Genomic DNA, 24,984 nt, shown 5'->3' with positions numbered 1-24,984 from the left:
AAGCAGACTTACAGGGACGTCGCGCCGGGCTCCCTCTTCTCGGCCTGCGTGGCGACCACGGCCCGGTAGTCGCGCGGCGTCATGCCCGCGGTCGCCTTGAACTGGCGGGCGAACGCGCTCTGATCGGCAAAGCCGCAGGCCAGGCCGATGGCCGCCACGCTTTCGTCGCCGCGCAGCAGCCGCATGGCGGCCTCGATGCGCAACTTGGTCAGCACCTGCTGCGGGGTGAGCTGGAACACGCGGCGGAAATGCCGCTCCAGCTGCGCCACCGAAAGATCGGCCAGATCGGCCAATGTCTGCACGCGCACGCTTTCCGCGTAGTGCTCCTGCAGATGGGCGATCACCCGGCGCAGGCGCACGTAGGTGGGATGACGGCCGTCGGGCTGTCCCAGGTCGCGCGATATGCCGACGACGCCGGCGACCTTGCCGCGTATGTCCAGCGGCCGCTTGCAGGTCAGGCACCACCCGGGCGAGCGGTTGGAAAAGATGTGCACTTCGAGCTGGTTCTCGATCACCTCGCCGGCCAATACCCGCCTATCCTGCGAGGCATAGGAACTGCTCAGTGCGCTGGGGAACAACTCCATCACGCTGTGGCCGATCACGTCCTCGCGGCGCTTGAGCCCCAACCGGCGCACCAGGGTGAGATTGGCATGCGTGTAGCGGCCGGCCTGATCCTTGACGAAAAACACCACGTCCGGCAACGCATCGAACAATACTTGCAACTCGTCAGCTGAAATTTTCACGCCCATTTTTCCGTCTCCCGCGCAGCCGCCCACGTCCACCATCGCCAGTGTCCGAACGGCCCTCACGTACGGAAACGCTATTGTGCTGATTTCCGCATCCACCGGCAGCAAGCGTCCCTAGACGTTTGAGCCGCCTCGAAGCGAACATGGACTCATGGATACCATAGACGTCATCGATTCGCATACCGGCGGCGAGCCAACCCGCGTCGTCATCGCCGGCTTCCCCGACCTGGGCGGCGGCACACTGGCCGACCAGCGCCGGCAGTTCCGCGACCGCTACGACCGCTGGCGCAGCGCGATCGCCTGCGAACCGCGCGGGTCGAGCACCGTGGTGGGCGCGTTGCTGCTGCCGCCGCAGCACGAGGGCTCCTGCGCCGGAGCCATCTACTTCAACAATGTCGGCTATCTCGGCATGTGCGGGCACGGCACCATCGGCGTGATACGCACGCTGGCCCATCTGGGCCGGATCGCGCCCGGCAAGCACCGGCTGGATACGCCGGTGGGTACGGTCGGCACCGAACTGTTCGAGGACGGGCGCGTCGCCGTCGACAACGTGGAAAGCTATCGGCATGCGGCGGATGTGCGCATCGACGTCCCCGGCTACGGCAGCGTGCACGGCGATATCGCCTGGGGCGGCAACTGGTTCTTCATCACCAAGGACACGCCGCTGCCGCTGGAGATACGGCGGCAGCGCGAACTCACCCAGTACACCGAGGCGATCCGCGGTGCGCTGGAGGCGGCCGGCATCACCGGCGCCGACGGCGGCGAGATCGACCATATCGAGATCAACGCCGCCTCGCCCACGCCGGGCATGGACGGACGCAACTTCGTGCTGTGTCCCGGGCTGGCCTATGACCGCTCGCCCTGCGGCACCGGCACCAGCGCCAAGCTGGCCTGCCTGGCGGCCGACGGCAAGCTCGCCCCGGGCGAGACGTGGCGCCAGGAAAGCATCCTCGGCAGCGGCAGCGTGTTCGAAGGGTCTTACACGCCCGGGGCGCGGGGCGTGCTGCCGCGCATTACCGGTACGGCTCACGTGATCGCCCAGTCCACCTTGCTGATCGACGAAGCCGATCCGTTCACCTGGGGCAGCGGCGCGGAATGAGCCGGGAGCCCGCCAGGTCATGAATGCCGGCAGCTACGACTTGATCGTGGTCGGCGCCGGCATCGTCGGCGCGAGCTGTGCGGACGCGGCCGCGGCCGAAGGGCTGCGCGTGGCGATCGTGGAGCCCGGCCCGATCGGCGGCGGCGCCACGGCCGCCGCGATGGGGCATCTGGTGGCGATGGACGACGATCCGGCCGAACTGGCGCTGGCCCGCTACTCGCTGCGCCAGTGGGAAGGTTTTGCCGATCTGCCCGAAGCCGAATTCAGCCGCTGCGGCACCTTGTGGGTGGCGCGTGGCGAAACCGAGGGTGCCGCCATCGCCACGCGGATGGCCCGCCTGGCCGCCGGCGGCGTCGAAGCGCAGGCGATCGATGCGCAGAACCTGTACGAACTGGAGCCGCAGCTGGCGCCCGGCATGTACGGCGGCATGCTGGTGCCGCGCGAGGCGGTGGTCTATCCGCCCCGGGTGGCACGCTATCTGGTGCAGCGTGCGCAGACGCGCCACGCGCGGCTGTACGCGGGCCGGTCCGTGCAACGGCTTACCCATGGCGGCGTGATGCTGGATGACGGCACGCCACTGCACGGGCCGACGCTGCTCGCCACCGGCTGCGCCCTGCCCGAGCTGCTGCCGCAATTGCCGCTGCGGCCGCGCCGGGGACATCTGGTCATCACCGATCGCTATCCCGGCCTGCTGCGCCATCAGCTGCTGGAACTGGGTTATGCCGACAGCGCCCACGGCGACGCCGACAGCAGCGTCGCGTTCAATGTGCAGCCGCGGCCGACCGGGCAGATCCTGATCGGCTCCTCGCGCGAATTCGGCGCCGGCGGCACGGCCGTGTCGCCGGCGATGGTGCAGCGCATGCTCGAACGCGCCTTCGGTTTCATGCCGGTGCTGCGCGGCCTGCAGGCGCTGCGCATCTGGACCGGTTTCCGCCCCACCACGCCCGACGGCCTGCCTTATCTCGGCGCCGTGCCGGGGCGAACCGACCTGTGGGTCGCGGCCGGCCACGAAGGGCTGGGCGTCACCACGGCGCCGGGCAGTGCGCGACTGCTGCTGGATCTGCTGCTGGGCCGCATGCCCGCGATCGACCCGGCGCCGTATGCGCCGGCAAGGATGTCCGCATGACTGCCTTGAAGCCGATCCGCGTCACGGTGAACGGCCAGCCGGTCGAGGTACCGGCCGGCAGCAGCGTGGCCGCCGCGGTGGCGCGGGTCGCCGCGCATGTGCGCCGGTCGGTGCGCGGCGAACCGCGCGCTCCGTTGTGCGGCATGGGCGTGTGTTTCGAATGCCGCGTGCAGGTCGATGGTGTCGCCCATGTGCGCGCGTGCATGACGCCGGTCAGCGAAGGCATGCAGGTGCGGACCGATGACTGAGCCGATGACCGAACATTACGACGTGCTGGTCGTGGGCGCCGGGCCGGCCGGGCTGGCGGCGGCACAGGCAGCCGCCACGCACGGCGCGCGGGTCGGCCTGCTCGACGCCCAGGCGCAGGCGGGCGGCCAGGTATGGCGGCACGACGTGCGGCGCGCGACGCCTCGCGCGGCACGCCGGGCGCTGGCGGCGCTGGAAAACGTACAGGTTCTCGCCCGGCACAGCGTGGTCGCCGCCGCATCGCACAGCTTGCTGGTCGAGACGCCGGATGGCGCCAGGCAACTTCGCTACGGCTCGCTGGTGCTGGCCACCGGCGCACGCGAGCTGCTGCTGCCGTTTCCGGGCTGGACCCTGCCCGGCGTCACTGGTGCCGGCGGCTTGCAGGCGCTGGTCAAGCAGGGCTGGCCGATCGCGGGCAAGCGCGTGATGGTCGCCGGCAGCGGCCCGCTGCTGCTGGCCGCCGCGGCGACCTTGCGTGCGCACGGCGCCCATGTGCTGGGCATCTATGAACAGGCCACGGCATCCGCGGTCCGCGCGTTTGCGTGGCGGCTGCGACGCTGGCCGGCGCGCGCCGTGCAGGCGGCCGGCCTGCGCGCGCGGCTGGCCGGCGTGCCTTATTACTTCGGCACCTTCGTGCGCGCGGCCCATGGCGAACAGACGCTGGGCTCCATCGAGGTGGAAGGTCCGCGCGGCGTGCGGCGGATCGATTGCGACCAGCTCGCGGTCGGCTACGGACTGGTGCCGAATGTCGAACTGGCCGGCCTGCTCGGCTGCGAACTCGAGCATGCCGGCGCGCATCCCTGCGTGCGCGTGGACTCGCTGCTGCACACCAGCGTGCCCGGCATCCATGCCGCCGGCGAGCTTTGCGGCATCGGCGGACTTGCCGCCGCGCGCATCGAGGGCAGCATCGCCGGCCACGCCGCCGCGGGCGCTCATAGGATCGCCGCGGCCTTGCTGCCGCACCGCACCCGCGAGCGCCGCTTCGCCGCGTTGCTGGCGCAGCACTTCGCGCTGGACCCGCGCCTGCATGCACTGGCCACGCCGCAGACGCTGATCTGCCGCTGCGAAGACGTGACGCTCGCCGCGCTCGACGGCTTCGGCAATGCCCGCGACGCCAGGTTGGCGACACGCTGCGGCATGGGCGCCTGCCAGGGCCGCATCTGCGGCACCGCGCTGGCCGAACTCGGCCGGTTTCCGCGCAGCGGCAGCCGCCCACCCCTGTTCCCCGCACGGCTGGCCACGCTGGCCGTGGCCGAAGCGGAATCTTTTCTTCCTGACAACTATCGAGGCAACCGAACATGAGCAACCCATCTCTCTGGCATGGCGTCATTCCCGCCATCACCACGCCGTTCACCGCCGATGGTCAGGTCGACCACGCCTTTCTCGCCAGCCACGCGAACCAGCTGATCGACGCCGGCTGCAGGGGCATCGTGCCGCTGGGTTCGCTGGGCGAAGCGGCCACCCTGAGTTTCGAGGAGAAGCTGGCGATCCTGCGCACGCTGGTGCAGGCGCTGAAGGGGCGCGCGCCGGTGATCCCCGGCATCGCCTCGCTGTCCACCGACGAGGCGGTGCGCCTGGCGCGCGAAGCCAAGGCCATCGGCTGCGGCGGCCTGATGGTGCTGCCGCCGTACGTGTACTCCACCGACTGGCGCGAGATGGGCGCGCACGTGCGTGCGGTGATCGCCGCCACCGACCTGCCGTGCATGCTCTACAACAATCCGGTGGCCTACAAGACCGATTTCTCGCCGGCGCAGATCGCCGAGCTGGCGAACGAATTCCCGCAGGTGCAGGCGGTGAAGGAATCTTCCGGCGACGTGCGCCGCTTCGCCGGCATCCGTGCGCTGCTGGGCGATCGCGTGCAGTTGCTGGTCGGTATGGACGACGCCATCGTCGAAGGCGTGAGCATGGGCGCGGTGGGCTGGATCGCCGGACTGGTCAATGCGTATCCGAAGGAATCGGTGAAGCTGTTCGAGCTGGCCCGCGACGGCGGTCCCAAGGCGGCCGAGTCGCTGTATGCGTGGTTTCTGCCGCTGCTGCGGCTGGACACCGTGCCGACCTTCGTGCAGCTGATCAAGCTGGTGCAGGCGAAGGTCGGGATGGGCAGCGAACAGGTGCGCGCGCCGCGCCTGCCGGTGGCCGGCGCCGAGCGCGAGGCCGCGCTCAAGGTGATCGACCACGCCATCGCCACCCGCCCGGAGCTCTGAGCCATGGCCGCGCTCGAACCCCTGCTCATCGACGGCGACTGGCGCGCACCGAAAGATGCGCAAGGGAGTTTCCAGGCTGAGGATCCGGCTCGCGCCACGCCGATCGGGCCGCATTTTCCGATCAGCGGGCCGGACGATGTCGAAGCGGCTGTGTGTGCCGCCGCGGCCGTCGCCGCCGAGCTGGCCGCCGCTCCTGCCGGGCGCATCGCCGATTTTCTCGAGGCCTACGCCGACGCCATCGACGCCGATGCCGACACCTTGGTGGCGCTGGCGCATGCGGAGACCGCGCTGCCCGCCGAGCCGCGGCTGCGCGCGGTGGAACTGCCGCGGACCAGCGGCCAGTTGCGCCAGGCGGCCAAGGCCGTGCGCAGCTACAGTTGGACCGCGCCCACCATCGACACCCGGCTCGGCCTGCGCGCGCATCGTGCTCCGCTGGCCAAGCCGGTGCTGGTGTTCGGCCCGAACAATTTCCCGTTCGCCTTCAACGCCATCGCCGGCAGCGATTTCGCTTCCGCGATCGCCGCGCGCAATCCGGTCATCGCCAAGGCGCATCCGTCGCATCCGGCCACCAGCCAGCGGCTGGCGCAGCTGGCGCACGGCGCGCTGGGCAAGGCCGGCCTGCCGGGCGCCGCCGTGCAACTGCTTTATCACTTCGACAATGCGCTGGGCCTGAAGCTGGCCGGCGACGCGCGGCTGGGCGCGATCGGTTTCACCGGCAGCCGTGCCGGCGGCCTCGCGTTGAAGGCTGCCGCGGACAAGGCCGGCGTGCCGATCTACGTCGAGATGTCCAGCGTCAATCCGGTATTCCTGCTGCCCGGCGTACTGGCCGAACGCGGCGACGCGCTGGCGCAGGAATTCTTCGCCTCCTGCACGATGGGCAGCGGCCAGTTCTGCACCAACCCCGGCATCGTGATCGTGCCCGAAGGGGCGCACGGCGATGCCTTCGTCCTTGCGGCAATGGAGCATTTCGCCGCCGCCACGACTAAGGTGCTGTTCTCGCACGGCGTGCAGGACGGCCTGGTGCGCGCGGTCGCTACCTTGCGCGATGCGGGAGCCAAGGTACTCGCCGGCGGCGCGGTGGGCGACGGCGAAGGTTATCGCCATCAGCCCACCTTGCTCGCCGTCGACGCCGAGGCCTTCCTCGCCCGGCCCGATGCGCTGCAGACCGAGGCGTTCGGCCCGGCCAGCCTGCTGGTGCGGGTCGCCGACGCCGAGGACATGGCCCGCGTGGCCGGCGTTTTCGAGGGCAACCTCACCGGCACGCTGTACCGCGCCGCCGACGGCAGCGACGATGCGGCCTGGTCGTCGGTGGCCGCCGTGCTGCGCAGCAAGGTGGGCCGGCTGATCGCCAACAAGATGCCGACCGGCGTGGCGGTGAGCCCGGCCATGAACCACGGCGGCCCCTACCCGAGCACCGGCCATCCCGGCTTCACCGCGGTCGGCATGCCTGCGGCGATCCATCGCTTCACTGCCTTGCACAGCTACGACGGCGTGCCCGAGGCACTGCTGCCGGTCGAATTGCGCGACCGCAATCCCGGCGGCGTGCAGCGGCTGGTCGACGATCGCTGGAGCGAGGGCGACATCGGCGGCAATTCATGAGCAAGGTTTCGTCGCCGCATGCACAGATCGGTGGCCTCGGCCTCGCCCAGGCACAGGCCGCGCTGAAACCGTGGACGCAGCGCGCCGCCCCGATCGGCGACGCGGAATACCAGCAGCGCCTGGAACACGCGCGTCGGCTGATGCGCGCGCGCGGCGACGAGGCGCTGCTGATCACCGCGGGCAGTTCGCTGCGCTACTTCACCGGCATTTCCTGGGGCGCCAGCGAGCGCCTGGTCGCGATGCTGCTGACCTTGCAAGGCGATCCCGTCATGCTGTGCCCCGCCTTCGAGGAGGGCTCGCTGGCCCATGAATTGAAGATCCCGGTGCAGGCGTGGTTTTGGGAGGAACACGAGAATCCGCACGCGCTGGTGGCGAATCTGCTGCGCGAGCACGGCATCGGCCGGCTGGCGCTGGATCCGGCCGCATCGTTCCTGGTGCATGAGCGGCTGCGCACGGCGGCGGAGCATTGCAGCATCGTCGACGCCAGCGCCATCGTCGACGGCTGCCGCATGTGCAAGTCGCCGGCCGAACTGGCCTTGATGCAGCAGGCCACCGCGATGACCTTGCACGTGCAGCAGCTGGCCGCCGGCCTGCTGCACGAAGGCATCGCCACCGGCGAGGTGAAGCGATTCATCGACCAGGCGCATCGCGCGCTGGGCGCCGACGGCGGCTCGACCTTCTGCATCGTGCAGTTCGGCCATGCCACCGCCTACCCGCACGGGATTCCCGGCGAGCAGGCGCTGCAGCCGAACGAGCTGGTGCTGATCGACACCGGCTGCAGCGTCGGCGGCTACCAGTCGGACATCACCCGCAGCTATGTCTTCGGCACGCCGAGCGCGGAGCAGGCGCGTATCTGGGCGCTGGAACGCGCGGCGCAGCAGGCCGCCTTCGACGCGGTGCGGCCGGGCGTGCACTGCGCCGAGGTGGATGCGGCGGCCCGTCGCGTGCTCGAGGCGGGCGGACTGGGGCCGGACTACCGGCTGCCCGGCCTGCCGCACCGCACCGGTCACGGCTGTGGCCTCAGCATCCACGAAACGCCTTATCTGGTGCGCGGCGACCAGACGCCGCTGGCGCCCGGCATGTGCTGCAGCGATGAGCCGATGATCGTGGTGCCCGGGCGTTTCGGCATCCGTCTCGAAGACCACTTTCACGTTACCGAAGATGGCGCGGCATGGTTCACGCAACCGTCGCCCGCCATCGACCAGCCCTTCGCCTGATCGCCGTGTTGCCGGAGTAGCGCCATGCACAAGTTGATCGTGAGCCTGAGTTGCGCCGCCTGCCTTGCCGCCGCCTCGCTGCATGTGTCGGCGACGGAAAATGCCGACGCGGCCTTCCACAAGATCTACACGCAGGAATGGACGTGGCGTCAGGCGCAGTTCCGCGGCGAAGACGACGAGGATCATTCGGCGGGCGAGCCGGCCGATCATTTCCCCAAGGTCGACGCCGCCACGCAGTCGATGCGCGAGCGCTACTGGACCGGCGTGCTGAAGCAGCTCGACACGATTCCGACCGGCCAGCTGCACGGCGACGACCCGGTCAACTACGCGGTCTACCGATACCAGATCGAGACGCTGCTGGCCGACCAGCATTTCCGCACCTGGGAAATGCCGTTCAACAGCGACACGGCGTTCTGGAGCAATCCCGGTTTCACCGCGCGGCGGCCGCTGAGGAATGCCGAAGGCTATCGGCGCTACATCGCCCTGCTCAACGACATCCCGCGCTACTTCGCCGAAGAGACCGTCAACATGCGCGCCGGCCTCGCTCGCGGCTTCAGCGTGCCGCGGGTGACCTTGACCGGCCGCGACCAATCGATCGCCGACGTGGCCGACGCCAAGGGCGACGACAATCTGTTCTACACGCCGTTCAAGCACATGCCGGACAGCATCCCCGCCGCCGAGCAGGCCGCGCTGCGCGCCGCCGGCAGACGGGCGATCCAGCAGTCGGTGATCCCCGCCTACGCCAGGCTGCTCGACTTCATGCGCAACGTCTACATGAAGCAGGCACGCACCACGCTGGCCGCCGAAGCCATGCCGGACGGCAAGGCGTTCTACCAGTCGCAGATCCGCGAGTTCACCACGCTGGACATGAGTCCCGACGCGATCCATGCGCTGGGCCTGAAGGAAGTGGCGAAGATTCATGCGCAGATGGAACAGGCCATCCGCGACAGCGGCTTCAAGGGCAGCTTCGCCGAGTTCCTGTACTACCTCCGTACCGACCCGAAGTTCTACCCGAAGAGCGCGGACGAACTGCTCAAGGATGCGGCGTGGATCGCCAAGCGGGTGGACGGGAAAATCGGCCAGTACATCGGCCGCCTGCCGCGCCAGCGCTTCGCGATCGAGCCCGTGCCGGCGGACCTCGCGCCATTCTACACCGGTGGCCGCGGTGGCCCCGGCATCTATCTGGTCAACACCTACGACCTGCCCTCGCGTCCGCTGTATTCGCTGACCGCGCTGACCTTGCACGAATCCTCGCCGGGCCACGCGCTGCAGATGCCGCTGGCGGCGGAGCATGAAGGCCTGCCGGATTTCCGCCGCTACACCTACATCTCCGCCTACGGCGAAGGCTGGGCGCTCTATTCGGAGCGGCTTGGCGTGGAGATGGGTTTGTACGACACGCCGTACGACCGCTTCGGCTACCTGAGCTACCAGATGTGGCGCGCCTGCCGGCTGGTGGTGGATACCGGCATCCATCACCTGGGCTGGACACGCGAACAGGCGCGGGCCTTCATGCGCGACAACACCGCGCTGAGCGAGCACGAGATCGACACCGAGGTGGACCGCTACATCGCCTGGCCGGCGCAGGCGCTGTCCTACTACCTCGGCGAAATGGCCATCGTGGACGCGCGCGCCAAGGCGGAAAAGGCGCTGGGACCGAAGTTCGACCTGCGCGCCTTCCACGACACCGTGCTGTCGCTGGGCTCGGTACCGCTGCCAGTGCTGCAGCAGCGGATCGACCAGTTCATCGCCGATGGAGGCAAGTCGCCTTATGCGAGCTCATCGAAATGATCGACATGCGGCATCGCGCTCGGGTGCGAATCCACGCGGGAACCGCGAAGACCCGTCATCCCGGCATGCGCTGGGATGACGGGCAAGAGCGGGTTGTTCGAGGTCCCCGTGCGGAAAAGCCTGCACCTTCGATTCATGAGCTATTCCACAACCAGGCAGCATCACGCATCAACCGGATGATTCCTTATGGCCCGTCAGGGAAAGTTCCACAAACAGCTCAGTCTGGTCGATCTCACCTTTATCGGCCTGGGCGCCATCTTCGGTTCGGGCTGGCTGTTTTCGGCCAGCCAGGTGTCCGCCATCGCCGGGCCCGCGGGCATCCTGTCCTGGCTGATCGGAGGCGCCGCGGTGCTGTTGCTCGGCCTGGTCTACTGCGAGCTGGGCGCCGCGCTGCCACGGGCAGGCGGCGTGGTCCGCTACCCGGAATTTTCCCACGGTAACCTGTTGGGCTACCTGATGGGCTTCATCACGCTCATCGCGTTTTCCAGCCTGATCGCGATCGAAACCGTCGCCTCGCGGCAATACGCTTCGGCCTGGCTGCCAGCGTTGACCAAGGCCGGCTCCAGCGATCCGACCCTGCTCGGCTGGTTCGCGCAGCTGGCGCTGCTGGGCTGTTTCTTCCTGCTCAACTATTTCAGCGTGAAGACGTTCGCCAAGGCGAACAACGTCATCAGCATTTTCAAGTTCGTCGTACCGCTGCTGGTCATCGTCGTGCTGCTGGCCCATTTTCAGCCGCAGAACATGCAACTGCACGGCTTCGCGCCGTTCGGCTTCGCCGGCGTGGAAGGCGCGGTATCCGCCGGCGGCATCATCTTCGCCTACCTGGGGCTGACCCCGATCATTTCGGTAGCCAGCGAGGTGCGCGATCCCCAGCGCACCATTCCCATCGCGCTGATCCTGTCGGTGGCGTTGTCGACCGTGATCTACCTGCTGCTGCAGATCGCGTTTCTCGGCAGCATCCCCGCCGACATGCTGGCCGGCGGATGGAGCAGCATCGGCGCGAAATTCTCGCTGCCGTACCACGACATCGCCCTGGCGCTGGGACTCGGCTGGCTGGCCGTGCTGGTGGTGTCCGACGCGGTGATTTCGCCCAGCGGCACCGGCAACATCTACATGAACGCCACGCCGAGAGTCGTCTATGGCTGGGCCCGCAATGGCAGTTTCTTCAAGCTGTTCACCAGGATCGACGACACCTCGGGCATACCTCGCCTCGCGCTCTGGCTGACCCTGGGGCTCTCGGTGTTCTGGACCCTGCCCTTTCCCTCGTGGAGCGCCATGATCCGGGTCGTCTCGGCCGCGCTGGTGCTCAGCTATGCGGTCGCTCCGATCACGGTGGCCGCGTTGCGGCGCAGCGCACCCGAACTGCCCCGGCCGTTCTATGTGCGCGGCTTCGCCTTGCTCGGTCCGCTGTCCTTCATCGTGGCGGCGCTGATCGTCTACTGGTCCGACTGGCAGACCGTGTCGTGGCTGCTGGGGCTGCAGATCGTCATGTTCTTCGTCTACATCCTGTGCAAATTGGCTTCGCCCCATGCGGCATTACCCGGTGGGCGCGCGAAGCTTGTCCAGGAGGTGTATTCCTCGCTGTGGCTAATCGCCTTCTATGCGCTGGTCATGGTCGTCTCCTGGCTGGGGACGTTCGGCGGCATCGGCCTCATCGCGCATCCATGGGACACCTTGCTGGTCGCCGCCATCGCCCTGGCCATCTACTACTGGGGCGCTCATACCGGCCTGCCGCCCGCCCTGCTGGAACTGGGGACCGAGGAGGATGACTAGCCGTCTGGATGTCCATACGCCGGCCGGGATAGCCACCTGTGCGCGAATCCGCATGGTGATCGCGCGATCGATACAAGACCGCGTGAAAGGAGCATGCGAACCTGATAGCCAGGCCCGCATACGGAAAGCTCCTCCCCCTCTCCCTGCCGCGTCCACGGCGCGTATGCGGGCCGCCTTCTTCACCTGCGGCGGGCTGCCGCGGCCCTGGCGCCTGGCGCGCCGCCACTGCCCGGGTAGCTGACACCGATGGACCGACGCCGATTCCTGCAAGGCCTTGCCGCCACCGGCGCCGCCGCCGGCCTGGCCGGGCTGTCGCCGCTGGATGCCGCCACCGCTTCCAACCCGGGCACCGCCGCCGCGCTGCCGCCCCCGCCCCGCCTGCCGGCATCCGCGCTATCGATCGCCGGCCATACGCGCCTGGGCGCTTTCCGGTTCGAGGACGGCGACTGGAGCGTCCACGAGGACCTGCGCGACCACGACGGCGCGATCACCTTGCAAGGCCCGCACGGCGGCTGCGTGCTGGGCAAGCGCACCGAGCCCTGCGACGCCTCCGGCCAGCCGCCTTACCTGGGCATGACGCTGGCCCAGGTCGCCCTGGCCGACGCCGACCTGCTGGCCGACCGCCTGCTGCGCCACGGCGAACCGGACGAGCTGGCGGTGCGCGACGCGGCGCCGCCGGTGGCCTCGCGGCTCGATCCGGAGAACCACTACGGCCGCTTGCCGTGGACCACGTTTGTCGGCACCCGCCAGTGCGCCGATACCGCGGCGGTGTATACCTCGGGCAGCACGCGGACGTATCACTCCGACCAGGTATTCGCCGAGCTGCACGATCCCAAGCGGGTGGCGCGTCGCCGCGAAGGCCTGCTCGGCGGCTGGTTGCCGGCGGTGCACAAGGTGGTGCCGCTCGAACCGGGGCGCTGGTACGACGTGCTGGTGTTCGCCGACGTCGACGCCACCGACCGTTTCGTGGTGCAGACCTGGCACCGCACCGCGCTGGTCGAGCATGGCCGCATCAGCAAGGTCGTCTACGGACACAGCTATCCCAGCTATCCGCCGCGCCGGGTGGCGCCGGACGCGGCGGCGTTCTATCGCGCGCTGCTGCGCTTCCACGACTACTGGCAGCGCGAACTGGCCGACGCCAGCCCGGCCGTGCTGCCCGCGGCGGGCTGGAGCGACATGGCCTGCTACGCCTTCGCCCGCGAGCTGGTGGTGCGCCCCGGCGGCACCTACCCGAAGTACGGCGCGGTGGATCGCGACTATTACGGCAACGAGTACGACGGCTTCCAGGACACCTTCACCAGCTCGCTGTACGCGAACCTGGAATGGGGCCGCTTCGCGCAGGCCGCTGCGGTTCTGGACGGCTATTTCACCGACTTCGTGCAGCCCGACGGCATGATCAACATGCGCGGCGCCGAGACCGGACAGTTCGGCCTGACCTTGTCGCTGCTGGCGCGCTACCTGCACTACACCGGCGATCGCGCCTTGCTGGTCAAGCACCGCGACAAGATCGAGGCGACCGCGCAGATCCTGCTGGAGCTGCACGACGAAAGTCTGCGCCTGCCGCGCGAGAATCCCGGCTATGGCCTGATCCACGGCTGGAACGAGTCCGATGCCTGCCTGTTTCCCGATCCCCGACTGTGGTGGAAGCCCTACTACGCCAACAGCGCCCTGGCCTCGCGCGGGCTGAGCGATATCGCCGCCGTGTGGCCGCAGATCGCGCCGTCCGGCAGTGGCACGTCCGGCCATTGGCAGCAGCGGGCCGATAGCTTGCGTCGACAAATCGTACGCAGCCTGCGCGCCAATGTGCGCCATGATCTCAAGCCGCCTTACGTGGGGCCGCTGCCTGGCGTGAAGCTGACCTTCCGCGAATCGCTGACGCGGGAAAAACCCAGTGAGCAGCAATGGCCGCATCGTGCCTACGCCGAACTGCTGCAGGCCGACGTATTGCCCGACGACCTGGCTCATCTGGTGATCGACTGCATGCGCGGCCATGGCGCCACCAGCATCGGCGTGGTGGCAAACATCGGGCCGCCCGACGACAAGAGCCGCGACATCCTCGGCTTCATTTCGTACGGTTACGCGCAGCAGTTGCTGCGGCTGAACCGCATCGACGAATACCTGCTGTTTCTCTACGCCCATCGCCATCACGCGCATACGCCGGGCAGCTGGACCGCCGGCGAAGTCACGGACATCGGCGGCGGCATGCCGCTGTTCTGCATGCCGGCGCAGCTGACCATACCGCTGCTGCTACGCTGGATGCTGGTGTTCGAGGACAGCGCCGGGCAGAGCCTGTACCTCGGCCGTGCCGTCCCGCGCGCGTGGCTGGCCAGCGGCGAGCCGCTGGGCATAAGCACCGCGCCGACCCGCTGGGGCCGCACCGGCTTCGAGCTGCAGGCGGCGAAGGACGGCACGATACGCGGTTCGGTCAGCCTGCCCGATCGCGATACGCCCACCGCCGTCTGGCTAAGCCTGCGCGCACCGGCCGGCAAGCGCCTGATCGAAGCGACGTTGGACGGCCATCCGATAGCCGCCGATGATCGCCGCGACGATGCCGTGCGCCTGCGCGGCGTCCCGGGCCAGTCCATCGAGGTACATGCGCGCTACGCCTGATCCAGCCATGTCGTATCCGCCACCAAGGAAACTTCCATGCGCCTTCCCTGCATCGCATTGATCTTCGCCGTCCTGCTGACTGGCGGCGCCGCGCTCGCCACGACACCGATCGCGGCCACGCCGCCGATGGGCTGGAACAGCTGGAACTTCTTCGCCGCGAAAGTCAGCGATGCCGATGTGCGCGCGGCAGCCGATGCCCTGGTCAGCAGCGGCATGCGCGATGCCGGCTACGTCTACGTGAATATCGACGATGGCTGGCAGGGCCAGCGCGATGTCGGCGGCGCGATCCATCCCAACGCCCGCTTTCCCGACATGAAGGCGCTGGCCGACTACGTTCATGCCAAAGGACTGAAGCTCGGCATCTACACTTCGCCGGGCAGCAAGACCTGCGCCGGCTACACCGGCTCGCTGGGGCACGAGGCGCAGGATGCGCGCACCTACGCAGCCTGGGGCGTCGACTATCTCAAATACGATCTGTGCAGCTATATCGAGGACGTGATGCAGGCACAGGCGCCACACGACCCCGACCAGCAGATGCGGCTGATGATTGGCGCCTACCGGACCATGCATGACGCGTTGCGCGCCGCCGGACGGCCTATCGTGTTCTCGCTCTGCCAGTACGGCTGGGACGCCGCGTGGGAATGGGCGGGCAGCCCGGAGATCGGCGGCAATCTCTGGCGAACCACGGGCGACATCACGCCGGAATGGGACCGCATCTATGCGATCGCCTCGCAGCAGGCCGGCCTGTCCAGCTATGCCGGCCCGGGCCACTGGAACGACCCGGACATGCTCGAAGTCGGCAACGGCAAGCTCACCGCCGAGGAAAACCGTGCGCACTTCAGCTGGTGGGCGATGCTGGCCGCGCCGCTGCTGGCCGGCAATGACCTCGCTCACATGCCGCGCAACGTCAAGGCCGTGCTGACCAACCGCGCGGTCATCGCGATCGACCAGGATCCGCTGGGCAGGCAGGCCACCCGCGCCTATGCCGAAGGCGAGACCGAAGTGTGGACCCGGCCGCTGCAGGGCGGCGCGCTGGCCATCGCGATATTCAACGTGGGCAGCGACCGCCATGCCGGCACGCATCCGTTCCATCTCGACCTGGCCCGTCTCGGCCTGCACGGACCGCAGCACGGCACCGATCTGTGGAGTGGCCACGAACTGACGCTGGACGCGAACATGCCGATAGCGCTGCGCCATCACGACGTCTTGCTGGTGCGCGTGGGCAAGCCGCACTGAGATCGCTGCCGATCGCCGGCGACCCGCACCGCCCACGCGCGCGGCGTGGCGTGACGTGGCGGCGGCATGCCTGATCTGATGGATGTCGAACCTCGGCCAGCGTTTTTTTCTTCTCGTCCCGCATGGCTGGGGTTCGGCATGGGGCAGTCCACGAACGGACGTCCAAGGCATGGACGTCCGTTCGTCCGGCGCGGACCCGCGAGTGCGCGTCATCCGCTGCCATTTGTGCAGAATTCCGCACGGCAATTCGGCAAATGAGACAAGACGGGCTGCTTGTGTGACTGCACGATGAAAGCGTGTATTCGGGGGGATGCACGTCATCCACACTGCGGATTTTGCACGTGGCAATGTCTGGAATTCGGGGAGTTGGCATGCCGTACGACACAGCCTGGCGCAGGCGATTTCTCAAAGGTGCGGCGACCACGCTGGCAACCGCCGTGCTGGCGCCCAGGGCCTTTGCCTTAGGTCCCGATGTGGCCGCTCCGGCGGCAGCGTCCGGCGCGGTGCCGGACGCGGGATCCCGCGAACAGCCGGTCCGGCGCATGCAGTCTTTCGCGCTGAACCAGGTGCGCCTGCTGGACGGCGACTTCGCCACGGCAGCCGCCACCAACCTGCGTTACCTGCACAGCTTGCCGGTGGACCGGCTGGCACACAGTTTCCGCATGCAGGCCGGCATCGCATCGGCAGCGGCACCACTCGGCGGCTGGGAGAAACCCGATTGCGAGCTGCGCGGCCATTTCAGCGGCGGCCACTATCTGTCGGCGGTGGCGCTGGCCCATGCCAGCCTGGGCGACGAGGTGCTCAAGCAGCGCGGCGACCAGCTGGTCGCCGCGCTCGCCGCCTGCCAGCAACCGAACGGCTACCTCAGCGCATTCCCGGAAAGCTTCTTCGACCGTCTCAGCAGCGGGCAGAAAGTGTGGGCGCCGTTCTATACCATCCACAAGATCTTCGCCGGCATGCTCGACATGTACATGCACGCCGGCAATGCGCAGGCGCTGCAGGTCGCCACCGGCATCGGCAACTGGACCGTGCGCTGGCTCAACGGCTTCTCGGACAACGAGATCGCGCACATCCTGAAGACCGAGTACGGCGGCATGAACGACTCGCTGTACGAGCTGTATGCGATCACCGGCAACGAACGCTATCGCGAGGCGGCCCACCGTTTCGACCAGGCTTCGCTGTTCGATCCGCTGGCCGCGCACCGCGACGAACTGCAGGGGCTGCACAGCAACACGCAGGTTCCCAAGATCATCGGCGCCGCGCGCCGCTACGAGCTCACCGGCGAACCGCGCTACCGGCGCATCGCCGAGTTCTTCTGGGAAACCGTCACCCAGAATCGCACCTACGCCACCGGCGGTTCCAGCAACGACGAGTTCTGGAAGACCGGCCCGGGCGATCTCAAGGGACAGCTCGGGCTGTACAGCGCCGAGTCCTGCGTGGCCTACAACCTGCTCAAGCTGACCCGACACGTCTACGCGTGGAGCGGCGACCCGCGCGCCTTCGACTACTACGAACGCACGCTCTACAACGCGCGCCTGGGCTCCCAGGACGGCGACGGCATGAAGCTCTACTACTACCCGCTGCGGCCGGGCGCGGCGAAGTTCTACAACTCGCCGATGGATTCGTTCTGGTGCTGTACCGGCACCGGCGCGGAAGAATTCGCCCGCTTCAACGACAGCATCTACTTCCACGACGGGCAGGACCTCTACGTCAACCTGTTCATTCCTTCCGAACTCGACTGGCCGCAAAAGCAGTTGCGGCTGCGCCAGGAAACCGCTTTCCCGCGCGAGCCGCGCACCCGCTTCCGCCTCCAGCTGGCCGCACCGGCGCATTTCGCGCTCAACCTGCGCGTGCCGGCCTGGATCGGACCCGACGCCAGAGTGCGCCTCAACGGCGCCGCGCTCGACGTGTTCGCCTCGCCCGGCAGCTACCTCACCTTGCAGCGCGAATGGCATGACGGCGACCGCCTCGAACTGGAGCTGCCGATGCAGCTGCACAGCGAGGCGCTGCCCGGCGACGACAGTCAGCGTGCGGTGCTGTACGGCCCGCTGGTGCTGGCCGCGCGGCTGGGCAGCCACGGCCTGACCCATGCCATGCAGTACTGCGGCTACGACGCCAGCCCGAAACCGGAACCCGAGCTCATGCCGGCGCCGCGGGTGGCCGCGAAGCAGATACGCGACACCTCGTGGCTGCACGTGGTCGATGCGCGCGAGCTGCGCTTCGAATCCGTCACCCGCGGTGTGCACCTCGCAGTGGCGCCGCTGAACCAGGTATTCGGCGAGCGCTACGCGGTGTACTGGCAGGCCGAACAAGACGCGTCCAGCAGCGGCTGAACGCGTGACTGCCCGTCGCCGCTGCGACGTGCAGTGATCGTGGCAGGCCCGGCAAATGCTTGCCGGTCACCTGCCATCCGGCGACCGGAACAGGCGGGGCTTTTGCCCGGCACGGACGGTTGTCGCCCACGAATGGATCTCACCCATGGACCACGCCCATCGCACGGACGCGGTTCGCATGTTCCGCCCGTCAAGCCCCGACCACGCCGCCAAGCCACGCGAGGAATCTCCATGCCAAGCCACCCCGCCACCAGTCTTCGGTCCTGCCGCTCCCGTCCGGTCCTCACCCAGCGCGTTCTCGCCCGGCGCCTGCTCAGCCGCACGGTGACTTTTGCCCTTGCCGCAGCGTTGTTCAGTGCCGCTCAGGTGCACGCTCAGGACAGCAGCGCTGCCACGAACACCGACGCGTCGAACCCGGAAAAGGCCAAGACCCTCAGCGGGGTCGTCGTCACCGGCTCGCTGATTCGCCGTGTCGATACCGAGACATCCAACCCCGTGGTCACCATCGACAGCCAGCAGATCGCCGCCAGCGGCAAGCCCACCGTCGGCGACCTGGTGCAGCAGCTGCCCTCCATCGCCGGCAATGCCACCAATCCGGGGATCGACAATGGCGGCGGTACCGGCGCATCGACCGTCTCGCTGCGCGGCCTCGGCGACAACCGCACGCTGGTGCTGGTCAACGGCCGGCGCCTGGCCTACGAAGACGTCAACAGCATTCCTGCCAACATGATCGAGCGCATCGAAGTGCTCAGTGACGGCGCATCCTCGGTGTATGGGTCGGACGCCATTGGCGGCGTCGTGAATTTCATCCTGAAGGATCATTACAAGGGCGTGCAGCTGAGCGGCGACTACGGCATCAGCTCCCACGGCGACGGCAATCGACGCGGCTTCAGCGCGCTGGCCGGACTTTCGGGCGACCGCTACGACGTCGTGGTTGCCGCCTCCCATCAGACCCAGAACGAGATCTCCTCCGGCGCACGCGACTTCTCCCGGTATGCGCTCGCGCTGAAAAACGGCAACGTGATTCATCTCGGTTCCTCGGCCACGCCCACCGGCCTGGTCGAGAATGCCGACGGTACCTACGTGACGCTGAACAGCGGCGTCAGCGGGACCACGACGCTTGCCGACTACCACACCTACACCTCGGCCGACTCGTTCAACTATCAGCCCTTCAATCTGGTGGAGACGCCGCAGGACCGCACCCATCTCTCCCTGATCGGCACTTTCAAGGTCACGCCGAATATCGATGCCTATGCCAACCTGTTCTACACGCGGACCTCGGCTGCCTCGGTGATCGCCCCGGTACCGATCTTCTCCAACGGCGACGACTTCTTCATCTCCAAGGACAATTACTACAACCCGTTCGGGGTCAATTTCGGCACCGACCGCAGCACCGGCGGAAGCTACAACGATTTCAACACGCGACTCACCTCGCTGGGCAATCGCAACTTCGCCAACAAGACCTACGACCTGCAGTTCACGCCGGGCATCCGTGGCAGATTCGACGGCAGCAGCTGGCAGTGGAATGCCGACTTCAACTACGGCAAGGTCAAGCAGAAGACCGAGAACTACGGGTTCCTCGACTATGCCGCCTTCCAGCAAGCCCTCGGGCCATCCTTTCTCGATGCCGCCACCGGCGTGGTCACCTGCGGCACGCCAGCCAATCCGATCGGCAACTGCACTCCGGTCAACATCTTCAATGTCAACGATCCCGGCACGGTCGCCGCGCTGAAAAAAATCATCGTCAACCCGGTGACCTATTACCACTACACCATGAAGCAGTTCGAAGTCAGCGCCAACGGCGAGCTGTTCGACCTTCCCGCAGGACCGATCAACCTCGCAGCGGGCCTCTCCTATCGCAAGGAATCGCAGACCGATGGCACCGACACGCCGATCGCCACGGCCATCTCCGAAGGCGATTACGCCGGCCTGTGCGGGGTAGTGGAGAATTGCGGAACGACGCTCAGCGGCAGCTACAGCGTGAAGGAGGCTTACGCGGAAACGCTTATCCCCATCCTCGCCAACCGGCCGTTTTTCTATTCGCTCAACCTGGACATCGGTTCGCGCTACTCCGATTACAGCCTGTCCGGCAACACGACCAACAGCAAGGTCGCGCTGGAGTGGCGTCCAATCCAGGATCTGCTGTTGCGCGGAACGGTCTCCCAGGTATTTCGCGCGCCTAACATCAGCGAGCTTTTTGCCGGCACCGCGGGCGGCGCCTACGCCGCGACGGATATCTGCAACGGCTACACCGGCGGTCACCCCCAGGCCTGCGCCAACGTGCCCACCGACGGCAGCTTCGCGCAGAACAATCCGCAGCTAGGCGTGCGCGGGTCCGGCTCGGTCGCGGCGGGCTACGCCCTCAAGCCCGAATACGGCAAGTCGTTCGATTTCGGCCTGGTCTACGATCCCCACTGGCTGCCCGGACTGTCGTTCAGTGCCGACGTATGGCGCATCAATCTCAGCGACACGATCGTCGACGGCCTCGACCCGACCACGATCATGAACGAATGCTATTACAGCAACAGGCTGTGCAGCCTCATTCATCGCTCCGGCAACGGGCAGATCAGCTACATCAACCTGCCGACGGTGAACCTGGGCCAGACCGCGGCCAAAGGCGTCGATACCACCGTCCAGTACAGCTTCGCCACCGACCGCTACGGCAAGTTCAGCGCCAGCCTCAACGGCACCTACATGGCCCGCTATGACGTCAACACCGCACCCGGCGATGCCGACGTGAAGACGACGCATTGTGCAGGCTCCTACTGCCCGGTGTATGGCGAGTTCCCGCGTTGGCGCGGGCTGGGCATGCTGAACTGGAAACTGGGCCCGTGGACCGCCAGCTGGACTCTTCGCTATGTCGGTCGCACCCGGGTCGGCAACGCGGACGTTTCGCAAGGCTACTCGGCGGACGAAGCCATCGGCGGTGTCGTGCACAAGATCGGCGCCTACGCTTACAACAACCTCTCGGCCGGCTACGACTTCGAGAAGTACCACACCAACCTGTCGATCGGTGTCGACAACATCGCCGACAAGAAGCCGCCGATGTTCTACCAGTGGGGCAGCAACTCCAATACCGACGCCTACACGTACGACCAGATCGGCCGCTACTACTGGATGCGCGCCACGGTATCGTTCTGAAGTCCGGACCCGTACGGCCACGCCTCCACGAATGGACGTCCTTGTCATGGACGTCCATTCGCCGTCGCACCCTGGCAACACGCGATGGAGCGCCTGCCACACGCCTCGCAGCAGGACTATGCTCGATTCCGCATTTCTAATCGGCAAATGACACAAGACGGGCCGCGAATGTGACGGCACGATGAAACCGTGCATCGACAGGTGCGCATGCAACACCGCCGTCCAGGGTGACGGGGGAGGGGATGCAGGACACCTCTTGGCTGCCCATGGTTTGCGCGCGCTCTGCGCTTCGAAGCCGTCACCCGCGACGGCAAGATCGCAGCGGCACCGCTGAACCAGGTATCCGGCAAGCGCCACGGGGTGTACCGGCAAAACCGAGCAAGGCGCGTCCAGCAGCGGCTGAACGCGCGCACTGCCCATCGCCGCTGCGAGGGGCGGTCATCGTGGCGGGTCCGGCGAACACTTGCCGGTCACCTGCCAACCGGCAACCGGAACAGGTCGGGCTCATGCCCGGCACGGCTGGTCGCTGCCCAAGAAAAGTATCCGCCCACGGATCAGGCCCATCGCCCGGACGCGGTTCGCCTGCTCCATCCTCCATGCTCCGATCACGCCGCCAAGCCACGCGAGGAATCTCCATGTTCATGACGCACGCCAGCAAGCACACTCATCCCCCCTGCCACCCCCATGCCGTCCTCACCCAGCGCCTGCTCAGCCGCACGGTGAAGCTCGCCCTCGCCGCCATGCTGCTCGGCACCGCGCAGGTACACGCGCAGGACGCCGCTGCCGCCGCAAGCAACGATGCGACGGCGGCCGATGCGACGACACCGGCGAAGAGCAAGACCCTGGAGGCCGTCGTCGTCACCGGTTCGCGCATCCGGCGTGTGGACGTAGAGACGGCCAATCCGGTAGTGACCCTCGACCGCGCGCAGATCACCGCCACCGGCAAGGCGACCCTGGGCGACCTGGTGCAGGACCTGCCCTCCATCGCCGGCAGCGCCACCAATGCCAGCACCAACAACGGCGGCGGCACCGGCGCGGCGACCATTTCGCTGCGCGGCCTGGGCGACAAGCGCACGCTGATCCTGGTCAACGGCGTGCGCCTGGCCTACAACGACGTCAACAGCATCCCCGCCAACATGATCGACCGCATCGAGGTGCTCAGCGACGGTGCGTCAGCGATCTACGGTTCCGACGCGATCGGCGGCGTGGTCAACTTCATCCTGCGCGACCGTTACGACGGCGTGCAGTTCACCACCGACTTCGGCGAGAGCCGGCATGGCGACGGCTTTCGCCGCAGCTTCACGCTGACGGCCGGCCATACCGGGGAAAAAGGCAGCATCGTGGCAGGCGTGGCCCATCACACCATCGATCCCGTGCAGGCCGCCAATCGCGACTTCTCCAGGGATGCGCTGAACCTGTCCGACGGCCAGGTCGTCTACAGCGGCTCCTCGGCCAATCCGGCTGGCTCGATCACCCTGCCCGGTTCGCTGGCCGCCCAGCTCGGCTGCACCTCGCGCGTGTCGCTCGACAAGGGCGTCAGCGGCGCCACTTCGCTCAACGACTACCATTGCTATTCGCGCGCCGATACCTACAACTATCAACGCGACAACATTCTGCAGACGCCGCAGGAGCGCAACAGTTTCTTCGCGCTCGGCAAGTACAAGCTGGCCGATCACGTCGAGGCCTACGCCAACTTCTACTACACCAAGACGCACTCGGACTCCGAGATAGCGCCGATCCCGATCTTCGCCAACGGCGACAACTTCCTGGTTTCCGCCAACAACTACTACAACCCGTTCGGGGTCAATTTCGGCACGGACCGCACGACGGGCGACAGCTACGGTTCGTACAACACCCGCATCACCACGCTGGGCCATCGCCGCTACGTCTACAACACGTACAACACCCAGTTCAATCCGGGCCTGCGCGGCAGCTTCGGCGACAGCTCCTGGCAGTGGGATGCGGACGTCAACTACGGCAAGGTGCGGCAGAAGTCGATCAACTACGGTTTCCTCGACTACGCCAAGCTGGAACAGGGACTGGGGCCGTCGTTCCTCAGCGGCAGCGGCACGGTGACCTGCGGCACCGCGGCCAACCCGATCGCCGGCTGCACGCCGATCAATCTCTTCAACGTCAGCGACCCGGCCACCATCGCCGCGCTCAAGGCGGTGCAGGTCAACCCGGTCGCCACCACCGACTACACGGTGAAGCAGTTCGAGGCCAACGCCAACGGCGATCTGTTCGCCCTGCCCGCGGGCACGGTCAATCTGGCCGCCGGCGTGTCCTATCGCAAGGAAAGCACCTCGACCCGCACCGACCCCAATGCGGTGGCCGACCTGGACGGCCTGTGCGGCGTGGTGGAGTTCTGCACCACGGTACTGTCGGGCAGCTTCGACGTGAAAGAGGCCTACGCCGAAACGCTGGTCCCGCTCTTGGCCGACAAGCCGTTCGTCCATTCGCTGAACCTCACCGTCGGCACGCGCTTCTCCGACTACAGCACCGCCGGCAGCACCACCAACAGCAAGGTCGCGCTGGAATGGCGGCCTCTGGAAAACCTGCTGCTGCGCGGCACCGTGTCGCAGGTGTTCCGCGCACCGAACATCGGCGAACTGTATGCCGGCATCGGTGGCGACTCGCCCACGGTCAACGATCCGTGCAACTTCTACACCGGCGGCCATGCCGCGGCGTGCGCCAACGTGCCCACCGACGGCAGCTACCAGCAGTCCAACCCGCAGATCGGCGCCAAGACCTCCGGCGCGGTCGCTGCCGGCTACCAGCTGAAACCGGAAAAGGGCAAGTCGTTCGATTTCGGCCTGGTATACGACCCGCAGTGGCTCAACGGCCTGTCGCTGAGCGCCGACGTGTGGCGCATCAACCTCAACGACACGATCACCTCGATTTCCGCGCAGACCGTACTCAACCAGTGCTACGGCAACGGCGCCAGTCCGTTCTGCAGCTTCATCCACCGCCTCGACACCGGCGAGATCAACTATGTGGCCGAGCCCACGGTGAACATGGGTGCGCTGTCGACCAAAGGCGTGGACAGCAGCATCGCCTACCGCTTCGACGAGAGCCGCTTCGGCCGCTTCAATGTCAGCCTCAACAACACCTACATCGCCCGTTACGACATCAACCCGGTACCCGGCGACCCCACCTCGGTCACCATCCACAATGCCGGCAAGTACACCTACGCCTACGGCGACTTCCCGCGCTGGCGCAGCCTGGCCATGCTGAACTGGAGCCGCGGTCCGTGGAGCGCCAGCTGGCGCATCCGCTACATCGGCCGCACCCAGATCGGCAGCGCCGACGAACGCCAGCAGCTGTCGGCCGATACGGACCAGTCGGCGGTGGTGCGCAAGATCGGCGCCTACACGTACAACAGCGTGCAGGCCGGCTACAACTTCGATAAGTGGCACACCCGGCTGGACGTGGGCATGGACAACATCGCCGACAAGCAGCCGCCGCTGTTCTATCAGAACAACGTGACCAACTCGAACACCGATGTGGCCACCTATGACGTGATGGGCCGCTACTACTGGGCACGCGCCACGGTAACGTTCTGAAGCCATCGGGATGGAAGACGGCCGGCCGGCAGGCCGGCCGTCGGGAAACCCGGAGCCCGGCCGCTGGCCTGACCCGTGGAGTGCGGGCACGGCCTGCTCCCGCGGGTATTGCAGGCCGCCGTGGGCCGTTATTGAACGCATCCAGACCGAGCCCGCCGCAGCGGCGATTGCTGCGTCGCAGTGCGGCTGCCTTGTGCGAGGTACTAGACTACGCCGTCCGATCATCGCCCCGACCTCGCTTCGGGGCGATGATTTTTCAGGTTTTTCAGTGCCTTGGCCGGACCATTCCCCAACGGACCGGCA

15 protein-coding genes are annotated in these 24,984 nt (G+C 67.3%); 14 read left to right on the top strand and 1 reads right to left on the bottom strand.

Annotated features, from left to right (window positions below):
- Window positions 1-8: 8 nt before the first annotated feature.
- Window positions 9-749 (bottom strand): AraC family transcriptional regulator, encoded by a 741-nt coding sequence (locus ACFPPB_RS05140; protein ID WP_377325016.1) that lies wholly within the window; start codon window positions 747-749, stop codon window positions 9-11.
- Window positions 750-897: 148 nt separating this feature from the next.
- Here ACFPPB_RS05140 and ACFPPB_RS05135 point away from each other — a divergent pair, with 148 nt between their 5' ends.
- The 14 genes from ACFPPB_RS05135 (at window position 898) to ACFPPB_RS05070 (ending at window position 24,681) form a co-directional block, all read left to right on the top strand.
- Window positions 898-1,845 carry a proline racemase family protein gene (locus ACFPPB_RS05135; RefSeq protein WP_377325014.1) on the top strand — a complete coding sequence of 316 codons (948 nt, stop codon included), beginning with the start codon at window positions 898-900 and terminating at the stop codon, window positions 1,843-1,845.
- 19 nt (window positions 1,846-1,864) lie between these two features.
- Window positions 1,865-2,971 (top strand): NAD(P)/FAD-dependent oxidoreductase, encoded by a 1,107-nt coding sequence (locus ACFPPB_RS05130; protein WP_377325013.1) that lies wholly within the window; start codon window positions 1,865-1,867, stop codon window positions 2,969-2,971.
- Window positions 2,968-3,219: a (2Fe-2S)-binding protein gene (locus ACFPPB_RS05125; protein WP_377325011.1), complete on the top strand. Its 252-nt coding sequence runs from the start codon at window positions 2,968-2,970 to the stop codon at window positions 3,217-3,219. The genes ACFPPB_RS05130 and ACFPPB_RS05125 overlap by 4 nt, the downstream gene beginning before the upstream one ends.
- Window positions 3,220-3,223: 4 nt before the next feature.
- Window positions 3,224-4,519 (top strand): FAD-dependent oxidoreductase, encoded by a 1,296-nt coding sequence (locus ACFPPB_RS05120; protein ID WP_417715089.1) that lies wholly within the window; start codon window positions 3,224-3,226, stop codon window positions 4,517-4,519.
- Window positions 4,516-5,421: a dihydrodipicolinate synthase family protein gene (locus ACFPPB_RS05115; protein WP_377325007.1), complete on the top strand. Its 906-nt coding sequence runs from the start codon at window positions 4,516-4,518 to the stop codon at window positions 5,419-5,421. The genes ACFPPB_RS05120 and ACFPPB_RS05115 overlap by 4 nt, the downstream gene beginning before the upstream one ends.
- A gap of 3 nt (window positions 5,422-5,424) precedes the next feature.
- Entirely contained in the window at window positions 5,425-7,020 is a 1,596-nt protein-coding gene (locus ACFPPB_RS05110) for an aldehyde dehydrogenase family protein (RefSeq protein ID WP_377325005.1), read from the top strand.
- Window positions 7,017-8,237: a M24 family metallopeptidase gene (locus tag ACFPPB_RS05105; RefSeq protein ID WP_377325003.1), complete on the top strand. Its 1,221-nt coding sequence runs from the start codon at window positions 7,017-7,019 to the stop codon at window positions 8,235-8,237. The genes ACFPPB_RS05110 and ACFPPB_RS05105 overlap by 4 nt, the downstream gene beginning before the upstream one ends.
- Before the next feature lie 24 nt (window positions 8,238-8,261).
- The gene (locus ACFPPB_RS05100) at window positions 8,262-10,025 is read left to right on the top strand and encodes a DUF885 domain-containing protein (protein WP_377325001.1); all 1,764 of its coding nucleotides are present in this window, start codon (window positions 8,262-8,264) and stop codon (window positions 10,023-10,025) included.
- A 186-nt stretch (window positions 10,026-10,211) separates the two neighbouring features.
- Window positions 10,212-11,798 (top strand): APC family permease, encoded by a 1,587-nt coding sequence (locus ACFPPB_RS05095; RefSeq protein WP_377324999.1) that lies wholly within the window; start codon window positions 10,212-10,214, stop codon window positions 11,796-11,798.
- A 246-nt stretch (window positions 11,799-12,044) separates the two neighbouring features.
- Window positions 12,045-14,408 (top strand): twin-arginine translocation signal domain-containing protein, encoded by a 2,364-nt coding sequence (locus ACFPPB_RS05090; protein ID WP_377324997.1) that lies wholly within the window; start codon window positions 12,045-12,047, stop codon window positions 14,406-14,408.
- A 36-nt stretch (window positions 14,409-14,444) separates the two neighbouring features.
- Window positions 14,445-15,644 carry a glycoside hydrolase family 27 protein gene (locus ACFPPB_RS05085; RefSeq protein ID WP_377324995.1) on the top strand — a complete coding sequence of 400 codons (1,200 nt, stop codon included), beginning with the start codon at window positions 14,445-14,447 and terminating at the stop codon, window positions 15,642-15,644.
- A gap of 371 nt (window positions 15,645-16,015) precedes the next feature.
- Window positions 16,016-17,977, top strand: a complete 1,962-nt coding sequence (locus ACFPPB_RS05080; RefSeq protein WP_377324993.1) for a glycoside hydrolase family 127 protein — start codon at window positions 16,016-16,018, stop codon at window positions 17,975-17,977.
- Between the two features lie 231 nt (window positions 17,978-18,208).
- Window positions 18,209-21,118, top strand: coding sequence for a TonB-dependent receptor (locus ACFPPB_RS05075; protein ID WP_377324991.1), 2,910 nt, complete (start codon window positions 18,209-18,211; stop codon window positions 21,116-21,118).
- Window positions 21,119-21,858: 740 nt separating this feature from the next.
- Window positions 21,859-24,681, top strand: coding sequence for a TonB-dependent receptor domain-containing protein (locus tag ACFPPB_RS05070; RefSeq protein WP_377325055.1), 2,823 nt, complete (start codon window positions 21,859-21,861; stop codon window positions 24,679-24,681).
- Window positions 24,682-24,984 lie beyond the last annotated feature (303 nt).

It is taken from the genome of Rhodanobacter terrae (assembly GCF_042657005.1).
Lineage (GTDB): Bacteria > Pseudomonadota > Gammaproteobacteria > Xanthomonadales > Rhodanobacteraceae > Rhodanobacter > Rhodanobacter terrae.
The sequence above is the reverse complement of the archived record's forward strand: the minus strand, read 5'-3'. Positions and strand labels throughout refer to the sequence as shown.